Origin of the sequence: Kluyvera sp. EC_51 (genome assembly GCF_019584505.1) — a bacterium.
Taxonomy (GTDB): Bacteria; Pseudomonadota; Gammaproteobacteria; order Enterobacterales; family Enterobacteriaceae; genus Kluyvera; species Kluyvera sichuanensis.
The window spans coordinates 139,874-153,511 of sequence record NZ_VDAG01000104.1 but is presented as its reverse complement, the minus strand read 5'-3'; the positions used below and the strand labels follow the sequence as shown (position 1 = coordinate 153,511).

General features: G+C 54.2%; 13 protein-coding genes. 3 read left to right on the top strand and 10 right to left on the bottom strand.

Features of this window, described 5'->3' with window-relative positions; translation table 11 throughout:
* Positions 1 to 3: 3 nt before the first annotated feature.
* Genes trmH through gmk form a run of 4 tightly spaced genes read right to left on the bottom strand, consistent with a single transcriptional unit; the run spans position 4 to position 3,779 of the window.
* Positions 4 to 690 carry a tRNA (guanosine(18)-2'-O)-methyltransferase TrmH gene (gene trmH / locus FHC49_RS20200; RefSeq protein WP_220440713.1) on the bottom strand — a complete coding sequence of 229 codons (687 nt, stop codon included), beginning with the start codon at positions 688 to 690 and terminating at the stop codon, positions 4 to 6.
* Between the two features lie 4 nt (positions 691 to 694).
* Positions 695 to 2,809, bottom strand: coding sequence for a bifunctional GTP diphosphokinase/guanosine-3',5'-bis pyrophosphate 3'-pyrophosphohydrolase (gene spoT / locus FHC49_RS20195; RefSeq protein WP_185667495.1), 2,115 nt, complete (start codon positions 2,807 to 2,809; stop codon positions 695 to 697).
* Positions 2,810 to 2,827: 18 nt separating this feature from the next.
* Complete coding sequence (rpoZ, locus tag FHC49_RS20190; RefSeq protein WP_000135058.1) at positions 2,828 to 3,103, bottom strand: DNA-directed RNA polymerase subunit omega; 276 nt, start codon at positions 3,101 to 3,103, stop codon at positions 2,828 to 2,830.
* A gap of 52 nt (positions 3,104 to 3,155) precedes the next feature.
* Entirely contained in the window at positions 3,156 to 3,779 is a 624-nt protein-coding gene (gmk, locus tag FHC49_RS20185; protein WP_035895845.1) for a guanylate kinase, read from the bottom strand.
* 256 nt (positions 3,780 to 4,035) lie between these two features.
* On the opposite strand from gmk, the gene ligB reads away from it, so the two are divergent.
* Positions 4,036 to 5,712: an NAD-dependent DNA ligase LigB gene (gene ligB / locus FHC49_RS20180; protein ID WP_255581423.1), complete on the top strand. Its 1,677-nt coding sequence runs from the start codon at positions 4,036 to 4,038 to the stop codon at positions 5,710 to 5,712.
* On the opposite strand, the gene FHC49_RS20175 is transcribed toward ligB, so the two are convergent.
* The 3 genes from FHC49_RS20175 to FHC49_RS20165 form a co-directional block, all read right to left on the bottom strand.
* On the bottom strand, positions 5,709 to 6,326 hold the full coding sequence (locus tag FHC49_RS20175) for a trimeric intracellular cation channel family protein (RefSeq protein ID WP_185667494.1): 618 nt from the start codon (positions 6,324 to 6,326) through the stop codon (positions 5,709 to 5,711). The two genes, ligB and FHC49_RS20175, sit on opposite strands and share 4 nt — an antisense overlap.
* A gap of 246 nt (positions 6,327 to 6,572) precedes the next feature.
* On the bottom strand, positions 6,573 to 8,306 hold the full coding sequence (locus FHC49_RS20170; RefSeq protein ID WP_220440712.1) for a phosphoethanolamine transferase CptA: 1,734 nt from the start codon (positions 8,304 to 8,306) through the stop codon (positions 6,573 to 6,575).
* A gap of 282 nt (positions 8,307 to 8,588) precedes the next feature.
* A complete protein-coding gene (locus FHC49_RS20165) occupies positions 8,589 to 9,452 on the bottom strand; it encodes a YicC/YloC family endoribonuclease (protein WP_185667492.1) in 864 nt (287 codons plus the stop codon).
* Positions 9,453 to 9,666: 214 nt separating this feature from the next.
* Here FHC49_RS20165 and rph point away from each other — a divergent pair, with 214 nt between their 5' ends.
* Both rph and pyrE read left to right on the top strand, forming a co-directional pair.
* Positions 9,667 to 10,383 carry a ribonuclease PH gene (gene rph, locus FHC49_RS20160; RefSeq protein ID WP_123651034.1) on the top strand — a complete coding sequence of 239 codons (717 nt, stop codon included), beginning with the start codon at positions 9,667 to 9,669 and terminating at the stop codon, positions 10,381 to 10,383.
* 63 nt (positions 10,384 to 10,446) lie between these two features.
* On the top strand, positions 10,447 to 11,088 hold the full coding sequence (pyrE, locus tag FHC49_RS20155; RefSeq protein WP_185667491.1) for an orotate phosphoribosyltransferase: 642 nt from the start codon (positions 10,447 to 10,449) through the stop codon (positions 11,086 to 11,088).
* Positions 11,089 to 11,125: 37 nt separating this feature from the next.
* Here pyrE and slmA read toward each other — a convergent pair whose 3' ends face one another.
* The 3 genes from slmA to coaBC all read right to left on the bottom strand — a co-directional run bounded on the left by slmA (position 11,126) and on the right by coaBC (position 13,530).
* Complete coding sequence (slmA, locus tag FHC49_RS20150; RefSeq protein WP_064540962.1) at positions 11,126 to 11,722, bottom strand: nucleoid occlusion factor SlmA; 597 nt, start codon at positions 11,720 to 11,722, stop codon at positions 11,126 to 11,128.
* 151 nt (positions 11,723 to 11,873) lie between these two features.
* Positions 11,874 to 12,332: a dUTP diphosphatase gene (gene dut / locus FHC49_RS20145; RefSeq protein ID WP_185667490.1), complete on the bottom strand. Its 459-nt coding sequence runs from the start codon at positions 12,330 to 12,332 to the stop codon at positions 11,874 to 11,876.
* On the bottom strand, positions 12,310 to 13,530 hold the full coding sequence (gene coaBC, locus FHC49_RS20140) for a bifunctional phosphopantothenoylcysteine decarboxylase/phosphopantothenate--cysteine ligase CoaBC (protein ID WP_185667538.1): 1,221 nt from the start codon (positions 13,528 to 13,530) through the stop codon (positions 12,310 to 12,312). The genes dut and coaBC overlap by 23 nt, the downstream gene beginning before the upstream one ends.
* Between the last annotated feature and the right edge of the window lie 108 nt (positions 13,531 to 13,638).

Genomic DNA, 13,638 nt, shown 5'->3' with positions numbered 1-13,638 from the left:
CGGTTACTCCGTAGCCTGCATAGTGGACCACCACGTGGCATCGGCTTCAATTTCGCCCTGCTCATTGACGTGGGGATAAGGAAGGCCTTTGCGTTTGGCGACGTGTGCCAGCACCGGGTAGCCGCCTTCAAACAGCAGACGCTGCTGCTCTTCGACCGGCAGCATGCTGTTTTCGCGTTGGTACATACCGGCGTTTTGACGCTGACGCTGGGCTTCGTAGAGAATCAACGCAGAGGCGACGGAAACGTTGAGCGACTGCACCATGCCGATCATCGGGATGATGATGTCCTGGTCTGCGAGGGCTAACGCTTCCTGGGTGATGCCGGTTTTTTCCTGCCCCATCAGAATACAGGTTGGGCGGGTGTAGTCGATTTCACGGAAATCGACGGATGTGTCTGACAGGTTAGTGGCCAGGATTTGCATGCCCTGGCCCTTTAAATGGCCGACCGCATCGCCAATGGTGGGATGGGTTATTACCTGAACCCAGCTGTTACTGCCCGCCGCGGATGCCATAGGGCGCATTCGGGTGCTGGGCCAGACCGCATGAACTTCGTGTACGCCTACCGCGTCGGCGGTGCGAACGATCGCCGAGACATTATGAGGTTTGTGGACCTCTTCCATGCAGACCGTCAGGTCAGGCTGACGCCTGGCGAGCATCTCACGAATACGCGCATAACGCTGTGAATTCATAACGCTAGTTTCGGTTACGGGTGACTTTAATGACGTCCGGCATCACGCGGATTTTGCGCATGATATTCGCCAGGTGCACACGGTCGCGAGCGGTCAGGCGGATAAAGGCGCTATAAACGCGGCCGTCTTTTTCTTCCGTATTCAGGCTTTGAATATTGGACGCCGCGGTATTGATGGCTGCCGTCAGGTTGGCCAGTGCCCCCTGATGGTTGAACATATCGACCTTAATCTCGGTGATAAATTCCTGCGCCGTCTCTTTGTCCCACTCAACCGCCATGAATTTCTCAGGTTCTTTCTGATAGCCACGAATGTTGCGGCAGGATTCATGGTGAATAACCAGCCCTTTACCCGGGCTGACGTGGGCGATGATCGGGTCGCCAGGGATCGGTCGACAGCATTTCGCGAAGGTGATCAGCACGCCGTCGGCGCCTTTAATCGGCAGATGGGTATGCCCGGAGGCACCCGGTGCAGACGGGATAGCTTCACCCTGCTGGAGGTTTTTCGCCACTACCACGCTCATGGCGTTGCCCAGGCCAATTTCGGCCAGCAGGTCGTCAAGGGTGGCAAGACGCATACGGTCAAGTTCGCGCTGAACATGGTCCGCAGGAATTTCCGCAAGTTTGCGGCTGCCGCCCAGCGCGTGGTTCAGCAGACGGCGGCCCAGGCTGACGGAGTCGTCGCGCTTGAGGTTTTTCAGCATCTGACGGATTTTGGCGCGCGCTTTTGAGCTGACGACAAAATTGAGCCATGCGGCGTTCGGGCGTGCGCCCGGCGCGGTAATGATCTCTACCGTCTGACCGCTTGAGAGCGGTTGCGACAGTGGGTAAGGCTGGCGGTCGACGCGCGCGCCCACGCAGGCATGACCGATGTCGGTATGCACGGCGTAGGCGAAGTCCACCGGCGTAGCGCCAGCGGGCAGTTCGACAATGCGGCCTTCCGGGGTGAAAACGTAAATCTCATCCGGGAAGAGATCGGATTTAACGCTCTCGATAAATTCAAACGAGCTACCGGCGCTCTGCTGCAGTTCCAGCAGGCTTTGCATCCAGCGCTGGGCGCGGATTTGTGCGGTAGTACTGCTTTCGCCACCGTGCTCTTTGTATGCCCAGTGCGCGGCAACACCCATCTCTGCCATTTGATCCATGTCTTCAGTACGGATCTGGACTTCGACCGGGACACCGTGTGGCCCAATCATTGAGGTGTGCAGGGACTGATATCCGTTGGCCTTTGGAATCGCGATGTAATCTTTTACGCGACCCGGACGCGGTTTGTACAGGCTGTGCATCTGGCCCAGTACGCGGTAGCAGGTATCCAGATCGTGGACGATAACGCGGAAGGCGTAGATGTCCATGATCGAGTGAAAACGCTGCTCTTTCAGCACCATTTTGCAGTAGATAGAGTAAAGATGTTTCTCGCGACCGCTAACGCGACACGGAATTCCCGCTTCCTGCAAACGCCCTTCGATTTCAGAAAGGATCTTCTGAATCATCTCTTTACGGTTACCGCGCGCGGCTTTCACCACTTCTTTAATCACGCGATAACGGTTTGGATACAGCGCTTCAAAGCCCAGCTCTTCGAGCTCGGTCTTGATGTGGTGGATACCTAAACGGTGGGCCAGCGGGCTGTAAATTTCGAGGGTTTCACGGGCGATGCGGCGACGCTTGTCCGGGCGTAATGAGCCCAGCGTACGCATATTGTGGGTGCGGTCGGCAAGCTTGATGAGGATGACGCGGATATCCTGCACCATCGCCATAATCATTTTGCGAAAGTTTTCAGCCTGGGCTTCTTTCTTATCGCGGAACTTGAGCTTATCAAGTTTAGAGACCCCCTCTACCAGTTCAGCAACGCTTTTACCAAAGAGTTGCTCCATGTCCTGGTAGGTGGCAGGGGTATCTTCAATCACGTCATGCAGCAGAGCAGCCATCAACGTTTCATAGTCGAGTTTCATCTCGGCCAGAATACAGGCCACCGCTACCGGGTGCGTGATATAGGGTTCACCGCTTGAACGTGTTTGCCCCTCGTGAGCGTCACGTGCAACGAGATAGGCCTGCCGAAGACGCTTAATCTGGTCTTCCGGCAGGTAATTTTGAATCAGCTGATTCAGGCTCTCAAACAGATACAAGGGCGACCCGCTATGTAATTAACGACGACCTTCAGCAATAGCGGTAACAGCTTGTAATTCAGCGGCTTCCTGCTCTTGCTGTTCCTGGCGCTCACGCACGTCGAGGATCTGGTTGTTGATCAGACCTTCTTCGATTTCGCGCAGTGCGATAACGGTGGTTTTATCGTTTTCTTCTGGAACCAGCGGATCCTTTCCGCCTACCTGCATCTGACGAGCGCGACGCGCGGCGACCAGTACCAGGTCAAAACGGTTACCAATTTTCTCTACAGCGTCCTGAACAGTTACGCGTGCCATACTTTAATGCTCCACAGATAGTGATGGACTGGGCATGATACTGAAAGTGGGTTCAGTCTGCCAATAATTTGCTGATTAAAGCGTCATGTCGCTGCTTTTGGCGGCTCATACGCAGACGTTCTGCCCGGAGGATGGTTTTAAAATCACCCAGCGCGGTATCAAAATCATCATTGACGATAAGGTAATCATATTCCGCGTAATGACTCATTTCTGCAACTGCCTGAGCCATACGTTTTGCGATCACCTCTTCGCTGTCCTGTCCGCGGCCGCGCAGGCGACGATCCAGTTCAATTTTGGATGGCGGCAGAATAAAGATGCTGCGCGCACCCGGCATGCTTTTACGGATTTGCTGAGCGCCCTGCCAGTCGATATCGAGGAAGACATCAACGCCGGTCGCCAGTACCTGCTCAATTGCCTGACGCGAGGTGCCGTAATAGTTGCCAAAGACTTCCGCGTGTTCCAGGAATGCCCCTTCGCCAATCATCGTTCTGAAATCGTCGTGATTCACAAAGAAATAGTGTTCGCCGTGCACTTCACCCGGACGCGGCGCGCGCGTGGTATGTGAAACAGATACCTGGGAGTCGTACAACGGTTGGGTTTTCAATAAAGCCTGAATCAGGCTGGATTTACCCGCGCCGCTAGGGGCGGAAACAATATAGAGCGTGCCTTGAGCCATGAGTGTCTTTTGTATGTGATTATCGAAAGAGAACTTACATACGAGCCTATTATACACGGCGCTGCCACGCGACGTAGCCTTTGTCACACTTTTTGCGCCAGTTTCTTTCATTTTGCGTACCGTTTTCCTGATTTCTCCTTGTGTTGCTGCAACAAACACGTTTTCCCGGAATCCGGCTCGATAAATGCAGAATCCCTTATCGCAGGGTGAAAAGCGCTGCGCTACAAAGGGGCTATTCGTTGGCGAGGGGAAGAACATGAAAGCATGGATGATTGGCGTGGGCTTGCTGTTCACGTTGCAGGTAGAGGCGGCCTGTCCTGCCTGGTCACCCACCAGAGCGGAGCAGGAGATAGCGCAGCTCGAAGCCCAGATTAGTGGGTGGAATAAAGTTTACTGGCAGCAGGGGGAGAGTGAGGTTAGCGACGGCGTATATGACCAACTCTCTGCGCGTCTTACCCAGTGGCAGCGCTGCTTTGGCATGACCACCGTGGCGCAAACCAGCCTGTCGCCGCTCGGCAAGACGGTGAAGCATCCGGTGGCACATACGGGCGTGCGTAAGTTGGCGGATGCCAGGTCGATGGATGAATGGATGAAGGGCCGGGAAGGGATGTGGGTGCAGCCGAAAGTGGATGGCGTTGCGGTTACCCTGGTCTATCAGAATGGACATCTAAAGCAAGCTATCAGCCGGGGGGATGGGCTAAGTGGAGAAGACTGGACGGAAAAAGCCCGGCACATTCCCGCTATCCCAAAAAATGTCAGCGGAGCGCTGGCAAACAGCGTTCTGCAAGGCGAGATATTTTTACGTGCGGAAGGACATGTACAGAAAAAAATGGGGGGAATGAACGCGCGCTCAAAGGTGGCGGGAATGCTGATGCGTCAGAGTAATAGCCAGTCGCTTTCCGCGCTGTCGTTGTTTATCTGGGCATGGCCCGATGGCCCGGCCTCAATGCGTGAGCGGCTGAACCTTCTTGCCGCGTCCGGATTCGAACTCGCCGCGCGCTATAGCCATTCAGTAACGAGTGCCCGGGAGGTAGCAGAATGGCGCTCGCGATGGTTTAACGCGCCGCTACCCTTTGCAACGGATGGTGTGGTGGTTCGAATGGGAAAAGAACCTGAAGGAAGCCGATGGTTGCCAACGCAGGGAGATTGGGTTGTCGCCTGGAAGTATCAGCCGGTGTCGCAGGTGGCAGAGGTCAGCGGTATTCACTTTGCGATAGGCCGTACCGGAAAGATTGCAGTGGTGGCCGAATTGCAGCCCATCATGCTCGACGATAAGCGGGTACAGCGGGTCAATATAGGTTCGGTGGCGCGCTGGCAGAGCCTGGATATTACCGCAGGCGATCAGCTGCTGATTAGTCTTGCCGGGCAAGGCATTCCGCGACTGGAAAGCGTGGTCTGGCGTGCTCTCGAACGAACAAAACCCGAGCCACCTGCGGCTGACTTTAACTCACTCACCTGTTTTTATCGTACGGTTGCGTGCCGGGAGCAGTTCTTAGCGCGCCTTGCCTGGCTCGGATCGCCCGCGGTGCTCGATATTGAAGGCGTTGGAGAGGTTGGGTGGCAGCGGCTTGCGACGGCGCATTCGTTTGAGCACATCTTCTCCTGGCTTGGGCTCACGCTAACTCAGCTTCAGTCCACACCTGGCATGACGGCAGAGCGAGCGCAGCAGGTATGGCACCGTTTTGATATGACGCGTCGGCAGCCCTTTCGCCGCTGGATCAAAGCAATAGGTGTGCCGCTGCCGAACGCGGCCTTAAAGGCGCTTGACGATAGTACCTGGCGACAGCTACTTGCTCGCAATGAGCAACGCTGGCAAACGTTGCCGGGCATCGGCCCGGAGAAAGCGCGTAGCCTGGTAACGTTTCTTCATGACCCCGTGGTGAGTTCGCTTGTCGAAAAGCTGAGAAAGCTTGGGGTTGCGGGGTTTAACTAGTGCGTTTCGTGCCGGTAGTGGAATACCGGAAGGCCAAGCTTGAGCCTGAGCGCCAGCATCCTTGCGGTAAAGCCGAAGAGCAGCGTGGAGATCACCACCACGTCATGATTGCTGACGTACTGTGAAAGCGCCACGTACAGCACGGCGGCCGCAAACGAGATACCGGCATAAAGCTCTTTCTGGAAGACGAGCGGAATGCGCTTACAGAACATATCGCGTAGTACCCCGCCAAATACGCCGGTGATGACGGCGGCGATGACGGCGATAATGGGTCCTTCTCCCATATCCAGCGCGATTTGCGCGCCAATGATTGAAAAGACAATCAGACCCACGGCATCGAGAACCAAAAACAGGCGGCGCAAATGCGGCATGACCGGAGCCACAATGGTGGTCAGTACTGCGGCAATGGCTACGGTGATGATGTATTCAGGGTGTTGCACCCAGCCTAAGGGATAGTGGCCAAGCAGCATGTCACGGACGGAACCCCCGCCCAGTGCGGTGGCGGTGGCAATGATGATGACCCCAAAGGTATCCATGCGGCGGCGCCCGGCGGCCAGGGCTCCGGTCATCGCCTCTGCGGTGATGCCGATAAGGTAAAGGATGTGCAGTAACATGTTCGCTCCCAACAAGAATGACAGGAGGGTAGCGATTTGTGCGCCATGTCACGATTGAGTTTTTCTAAGGTGAGCTCATTTGAATAAGAAAAACTAATTCATAAATTACGTATTAATGCTGTATTGGTGAGTTTTATAGAATTTGTTAATGGATTTTATGATTAGAAAATGTAAGTCATTATGTGAAAAAATGATGCGCGGGGTAAAGCGTAAAAAGCCGCTCCATACGGAGCGGCTTACGGAGCGTTATTGATTACCTTTCTGCTCGCCGTACGGCAGTTTGTCGTAATCGGTCAACGACTTCTTATCGTATGGGTTGCCAATCCAGCGTGTGGTTTCAACAAACTGCGGGCTGGTTAACGCGCGGGTTGGCTCGAAACCGTCATAGCTTAATCCTGCCAGATCGGACCAGGTATGGATAAGCTCGGAGCTGCTGTATTTACGGTTAACATCCTGAGAGAAATCGCGAGGGTGTTCCTGATGCCATTTTTCTGACGTCCACAGCAGGAATGGAATGGTGTACATATGACGCGTTGGCGCAAGCTCATTGCGGCCCTGCGTTTGGTGCGGCGGCGTGTCATAAACCTCTTCCCCGTGGTCAGAGAAGTACAGCAGGAAGCCATTTGGGTCCGTTGCTTTGTAGTCCTTAATCAGGGTGGAAACGACGTAGTCGTTGTAAAGGTTGGCATTATCGTAGCTGTTGTACGTGCTTTGCTCATCCTTACTTAACCCAGCTGGCATCGTGTCGGTTTTGCCCGAGAATTTATTCCAGTTTTCCGGGTAACGGTAATCGTAGTTAATATGCGTACCCAACAGGTGCACGATAATAAACTTCTTCGGTGCCGGGTCTGACAGAACCTGTTTAAACGGTGCCAGAACGTTAGAATCGTATTCACGGGCGCTCTGAGTGCGCTGCTGGTTCATATAGAACTGCTGGTCGGTCTGTTTTGAGAACACGGTCAGCATGGTGTTACGTGAGGTCATCGTCTGCTGGTTGGTGATCCAGAAGGTTTTATAGCCCGCCTGTTTCATCAGGTTCATCAGCGATGGTTTAGTCAGATACAGGTCTGGGTTCTGCTCGTTGGCAAAGGTTAGCGCCTGCTGCAGGATCTCAATGGTGTAAGGGCGCGAGGTCACTACATCATTGAAAACGGTGAAGTTAGGATCTGACTTGTGCAGTGCATCCAGCTCAGGCGTGGTTTCGCGCGGGTAGCCATAAAGGCTCATGCGCCCACGCTGCGTGGATTCACCAATGACCAGCACCAGCGTACGAGGAGCATTCCCTGAACTGTCTTTCAGGTTGGCTAGCGGCGGCAGCGCGTGGTTATCATTGAGCAGTCTGGTCAGGCTGTCTAACTGATGGTGATACTGGTAGTAGCCAGTAATAAACTGCCAGGGAGCTGCAGGTGCAAGGCGGGTCGATATGCCATCCAGCACGTCCGCAACGGGCTTGCCTTTCATCAACACGCCGGTCACCAGCGGGTTCAGAATCAGCCCATAGAGCAGGGCAAAGGAGACGAGCCAGCGCCAGGGATTTGGGATATACACTGGACGCAGGCGCGTCCAGAGCAGCACGGCAACAATGGAGTAGACCACCGCAATCAGGACAATCTTAAGGCTAAAATACTGGCTTAAGAACTCACCTGCTTCGTTGGTGTTGGTCTCAAACATCACAAATAAAACGCTTTGCGAAAACTCCTGACCATAAATCACGTAATAGCTAATAGCAGCTAGCGACGCCGCCCAGAGCACAACGCCAATAATGGCGCCAATGATGCGAGTCTTCTTCGGGAACAGGAATACCGGCACCAGCCATAATAAGCTAAAGAGGATGGAATCCCTTAAACCGGTAGAGCCACTGTAGCCTGTGGCGTAGATTACAAGCTGTAATGCCGTTGAAAAGAAACAAAAATACAATACGGCCCAGCCAAGGGCTTTCCAGCTAAAGGCTGGTGTACTCTGAGTAGTCGTGAATTGCATAGGTTTAACTTTATTTGTGATGGAGGCGGCCAGTCTAGCCACCAATGCTTAAGATATAATTAGTTCGATATCTGAACGCATAAGCAGATAGCCCTGGCATCTGAAAGGATATAGATGAAGGTGGAAAATATCTGGTTAAAAACGTCCTGTGTATCGACTCATTCCATAATCACCCTTTATATAAGGGTGAGTAATGATGCAATTTACTTAGGAAAAAAGAAACTACCTGAATTAAAAATGCCCGCACAATGGCGGGCATCAATTTAAAGTCACTGATTCTAATTATTCGATGTTTTGAATCTGCTCGCGCATTTGTTCGATCAGTACTTTCAATTCGATAGCAGAATTGGTCACGTCCGCATTGATCGACTTTGACGCCAGGGTGTTCGACTCTCGGTTGAACTCTTGCATCATGAAGTCCAGACGGCGGCCAACCGCCTCTTTTTTCTTCAGGATGTTATAGGTCTCTTTCACGTGCGCTTCGAGGCGATCCAGCTCTTCGGCAACGTCGATACGCTGGGCCATCAGCACCAGTTCCTGCTCCAGGCGGTTATTTTCAAGCTGAACTTCCGCGTCTTCCAGTTTGGCAACCAGACGGTCGCGCTGCCACTGCAGGATTTCCGGCATATGGGCGCGGACTTTGGTCACTTCGCCGCTGACGCCTTCCAGACGCTGCTCAATCAGGGCTTTCAGCGCCTGACCTTCGGTTTCACGAGCAACGATGAAGTCGTCCAGCGTACCGTCCAGCGCATTGAGGATCTCGGCGGCAATAGCGTCCAGATCCTGCTCCTGTGCGGCCATTACGCCAGGCCAGCGCAGAATGTCGACAGGGTTAACTTCCCCTTCATCGCTCTGCATTTTTACCCAGTTTGCGGCGCTAACCAGTTGTTTTGCCAGTTTTTCATTGAGGATTAGTTCGCCTTGCGCGCTGGCATCTGGCTCAAAACGCAGGGTGCACTCAACTTTACCTCGCGTTAAGCGGGTACGCAGACGTTCACGGACAACGGGTTCAAGACTGCGGAACTGCTCTGGCAGACGGAAATAGGTTTCGAGATAACGCTGGTTAACAGAGCGCAGTTCCCAAGCGGCGCTGCCCCAACTGCCCTTGATTTCACGGCGGGCATAGGCGGTCATGCTGCGGATCATAGACGTTCCTGTTTTTAAAGGAGAGATGGGGGGATTATAGCCTCCGGTAGCTTATGAGGATAGAAATAAGCGCCGTTAATCCGTATACGCTTCGTCCTTCAGGCAGTCTCTGTTGAGTACGCTCCTGAGGTGAGCGCCCTTGCCGCCTTGATACAGCTTGAATGATTTTGTGTATAATGCGCGCCACATTCGTTTCAAGCCGGAGATATCTATCATGCGTCCAGCAGGCCGTAGTGCTAACCAGGTGCGTCCCGTCACCCTGACCCGTAATTATACAAAACACGCTGAAGGCTCCGTGCTGGTCGAATTTGGTGATACCAAAGTGCTGTGTACTGCTTCTATCGATGAAGGCGTACCACGTTTCCTGAAAGGTCAGGGCCAGGGTTGGATCACCGCCGAGTACGGCATGCTGCCACGTGCGACCCACACGCGTAATGCGCGTGAAGCGGCTAAGGGCAAGCAGGGCGGTCGTACCATGGAAATTCAGCGTCTGATTGCTCGTGCGCTGCGCGCGGCGGTAGATCTGAAGGCGCTGGGTGAATTCACCATCACGCTGGACTGCGACGTTATCCAGGCCGATGGCGGCACGCGTACAGCCTCCATTACCGGCGCCTGCGTGGCGCTGGCCGATGCGCTGGGGAAACTGGTTGCCGCGGGTAAGCTGAAAACCAACCCAATGAAAGGGATGGTAGCGGCGGTTTCCGTAGGTATCGTGAATGGTGAAGCACTGTGCGACCTGGAATACGTTGAAGATTCAGCGGCAGAAACCGATATGAACGTGGTGATGACCGAAGATGGACGCATCATTGAAGTTCAGGGGACCGCCGAGGGCGAGCCGTTCAGCCACGAAGAGTTACTCACCCTGCTGGCGTTAGCCCGAGGGGGAATCGAATCTATTATCACGACGCAGAAAGCGGCGTTAGAAAATTGATGTTAAGGGCGACGTGGTCGCCCTTTTTTTTGTCCGTAATAAAGTGAGATGAGGAGCGAATCCATGAAACCGTATCAGCGCCAGTTTATTGAGTTTGCGCTTAACAAGCAGGTACTTAAGTTTGGCGAATTTACGCTGAAATCCGGGCGCAAGAGCCCCTATTTCTTCAACGCCGGGCTGTTTAATACCGGGCGCGATCTGGCACTGTTAGGCCGTTTTTATGCCGAAGCGCTGGTGGATTCCGGTATTGAGTTCGATCTGTTGTTTGGCCCTGCCTACAAAGGTATCCCGATTGCCACAACTACGGCAGTTGCGCTGGCGGAGCATCACGACCGTGATTATCCGTACTGCTTTAACCGCAAAGAAGCGAAAGACCACGGAGAAGGCGGCAATCTGGTGGGGAGCGCGCTGACCGGACGCGTGATGCTGGTAGACGATGTGATCACTGCGGGTACCGCGATCCGTGAATCGATGGAGATTATCCAGGCCAACGGTGCGAAGCTTGCCGGCGTGCTGATCTCTTTAGATCGTCAGGAGCGTGGACGCGGTGAAATTTCCGCGATCCAGGAAGTTGAACGTGACTATGGCTGTGAGGTTATCTCGATCATCACGCTGAAAGACTTGATTGCTTATCTGGAAGAAAAACCAGAGATGGCTGAACATCTGGCTTCGGTACGTGCTTATCGCGAGGCGTACGGCGTTTAAAAAAATAGCCCGGCGGATGCCGGGTTATTTGAACGTATTACTGCAGTTGCGCAACGATCAGCGGCCAACGGGCATCAAAATCGTCCGTTGGTCGGTATTTGAATTCGCTGCGTACAAAGCGTGACAACATGCCCTCACAGAAGGCGAGCAGTTGACTTGCCAGCAGCGTTTCATCCGTTTCGTAGCCTTCACCTTCCCGCATTTTCCGCTCGCGCAGCACCTGGCGCAACTGAGCTTCAATACGTTCAAACAGCTGGTTGATACGTCCCTGTAGGCGATCTTGCTCAAACATGAGCGCATGGCCGGTCAGGATACGGGTCAGCCCTGGGTTGCGTTCGCCAAAACCAAGAATAAGCAGCACAATCAGGCGTAAACGCGCGGTGGTGTCCTTCTCGTCTTTGAGGATCAGGTTGATACGGGTAATCAGGCTATCTTCGATAAACTCGATGAGGCTATCGAACATGCGGGTCTTACTAGGAAAATGCCGGTACAGCGCTGCTTCGGAAACACCAACGGAGGCGGCCAGTTTGGCCGTGGTGATACGCTGGCTACCGTCGCTGGATTCAAGCATCAACGCCAGGGATTGAAGTATTTCCTCGCGACGATTCCTTTTCGCAGTTTGCTTTTCTGCCATGTTCTAAAATACCCCTGAAAATAAAACAATTGTCAGGCGAGCATCCACACGGCGACCGCAATCATAATTTGCAGTGATGTATTCGCATTATGACACCGTGAGATACGTAAAAACGGGCGCACCGCGCTGGACGGGTGCGCCTTAGGGCGCGCTATTTACGCCCGGAGTGGCCAAAACCACCTTCGCCACGATCGGTGGCTTCAAACGATTCGACCAGATTAAACTCGGCCTGTACGACAGGAACAAACACCATTTGCGCAACGCGTTCGCCAGGCTCAATGGTGAAGGTCGTTTGCCCACGGTTCCAGATGGAAACCATCAGCTGACCCTGATAGTCGGAGTCAATCAGCCCGACCAGGTTGCCCAGCACGATACCGTGCTTGTGACCCAGGCCAGAACGCGGCAGCATCACAGCGGCCAGGGAAGGGTCGGCAATGTGAATCGCCAGACCGGTTGGCAGTAAAGTGGTTTCGCCCGGCGCCAGCTCTACGGCGTCATCAAGACAGGCGCGCAGGTCAAGGCCTGCTGAGCCAGCAGTGGCATAGGTCGGCAGCGGGAACTGCTGACCAATACGCGAGTCCAGAATCTTAACGTCGATTTTTTTCATCATAACGGGTAACGATCTCGTCCAATAATAGTTGGCCCAGGAGTGACTTACTGGCGAGTGGTAAGCGCTTCTCGCCGTCCTGCCAGAAAAGATGTAATGCATTGTTGTCGCTATTAAAGCCTTGATTTGATTGAGAAACGTCGTTGGCACAAATCAGATCAAGGTTCTTGCGGCTACGCTTTTGCCGCGCATATTCTTCCACATTATTCGTTTCGGCGGCAAATCCTACGACGTAAGGTCGCTCGGTTTTTCGTGCTGCAACGCCGGCAACGATGTCAGGGTTTTTCACCATTTTTATTGTGAATTCATCACCCTGAGTATCCTGCTTCTTAATTTTTTCGTCGGCAATCACGGCAGCGCGATAGTCCGCGACGGCGGCACAACCGATGAAAATATGCTGCCCGGCAACGCCAGCTTGAACGGCCGCATTCATCTCCTCAGCGGTCGTCACATCAACGCGCTGCACGAAGGCTGGCGTTGGCAGCGATACCGGGCCGCTAACCAGCGTAACGTTGGCGCCGCGCTGTGCGGCCGCTTCGGCAATCGCAAAGCCCATTTTCCCGGAGCTATGGTTGGTGATGTAGCGTACGGGATCCAGCGGCTCACGAGTGGGGCCAGCGGTAATCATGATGTTCAGATGTTGCAAATCTTTGACGGGCGAAAAGTGCGCAGCCGCCATATCAACGATGGTCAGCGGGTCGAGCATGCGCCCCGGGCCGACATCACCGCAGGCCTGACTGCCGCTGTCAGGGCCCCAGATGAGCATATTCCGCGAGGCTAATACCTCAAGATTGTGCTGAGTGGCGGCAGCGCGGTACATCTGCTGATTCATGGCTGGCACTACGGCAACGGGAGACGGCGTGGCGAGACAGATAGTCGAGACCAGGTCGTTTGCCATCCCCGCGGTCACGCGGGCAATCAGGTCCGCCGTCGCGGGTGCCAGAATAACGAGGTCAGCCCATTTCCCCAGCTCGATGTGCCCCATTGCGGCTTCAGCGGCGGTATCAAGCAGACTATCAGAGACCGGATAGCCGGAAACGGCTTGCAGACTCAGCGGGGTGATAAAAGCTTTTGCGGCTTCCGTCATGGCAACGCGTACGTCTGCGCCGCGGTCGCGCAGGCGACGTACGAGTTCCGGCGTTTTGTAGGCAGCAATGCCGCCGCTGACGCCAAGAACAATTTTTTTACCGGCCAGGCTCATCATGATTCTTTCCTGTTAGGGGGACACCAGAATCCGCGTATTTTATCACAATCCTTTCGGGGTCGTGCGCTTGTGACATCGACACTTTGCGAGGCGCTACGCAAGCGC

Coding starts and splice junctions, on each gene's coding strand:
- slmA (WP_064540962.1), bottom strand. CDS start 11,722: ATGGCAGAAAAGCAAACTGCGAAAAGGAATCGTCGCGAGGAAATACTT.
- rpoZ (WP_000135058.1), bottom strand. CDS start 3,103: ATGGCACGCGTAACTGTTCAGGACGCTGTAGAGAAAATTGGTAACCGT.
- FHC49_RS20165 (WP_185667492.1), bottom strand. CDS start 9,452: ATGATCCGCAGCATGACCGCCTATGCCCGCCGTGAAATCAAGGGCAGT.
- ligB (WP_255581423.1), top strand. CDS start 4,036: ATGAAAGCATGGATGATTGGCGTGGGCTTGCTGTTCACGTTGCAGGTA.
- trmH (WP_220440713.1), bottom strand. CDS start 690: ATGAATTCACAGCGTTATGCGCGTATTCGTGAGATGCTCGCCAGGCGT.
- FHC49_RS20175 (WP_185667494.1), bottom strand. CDS start 6,326: ATGTTACTGCACATCCTTTACCTTATCGGCATCACCGCAGAGGCGATG.
- dut (WP_185667490.1), bottom strand. CDS start 12,332: ATGATGAAAAAAATCGACGTTAAGATTCTGGACTCGCGTATTGGTCAG.
- rph (WP_123651034.1), top strand. CDS start 9,667: ATGCGTCCAGCAGGCCGTAGTGCTAACCAGGTGCGTCCCGTCACCCTG.
- coaBC (WP_185667538.1), bottom strand. CDS start 13,530: ATGAGCCTGGCCGGTAAAAAAATTGTTCTTGGCGTCAGCGGCGGCATT.
- pyrE (WP_185667491.1), top strand. CDS start 10,447: ATGAAACCGTATCAGCGCCAGTTTATTGAGTTTGCGCTTAACAAGCAG.
- gmk (WP_035895845.1), bottom strand. CDS start 3,779: ATGGCTCAAGGCACGCTCTATATTGTTTCCGCCCCTAGCGGCGCGGGT.
- FHC49_RS20170 (WP_220440712.1), bottom strand. CDS start 8,306: ATGCAATTCACGACTACTCAGAGTACACCAGCCTTTAGCTGGAAAGCC.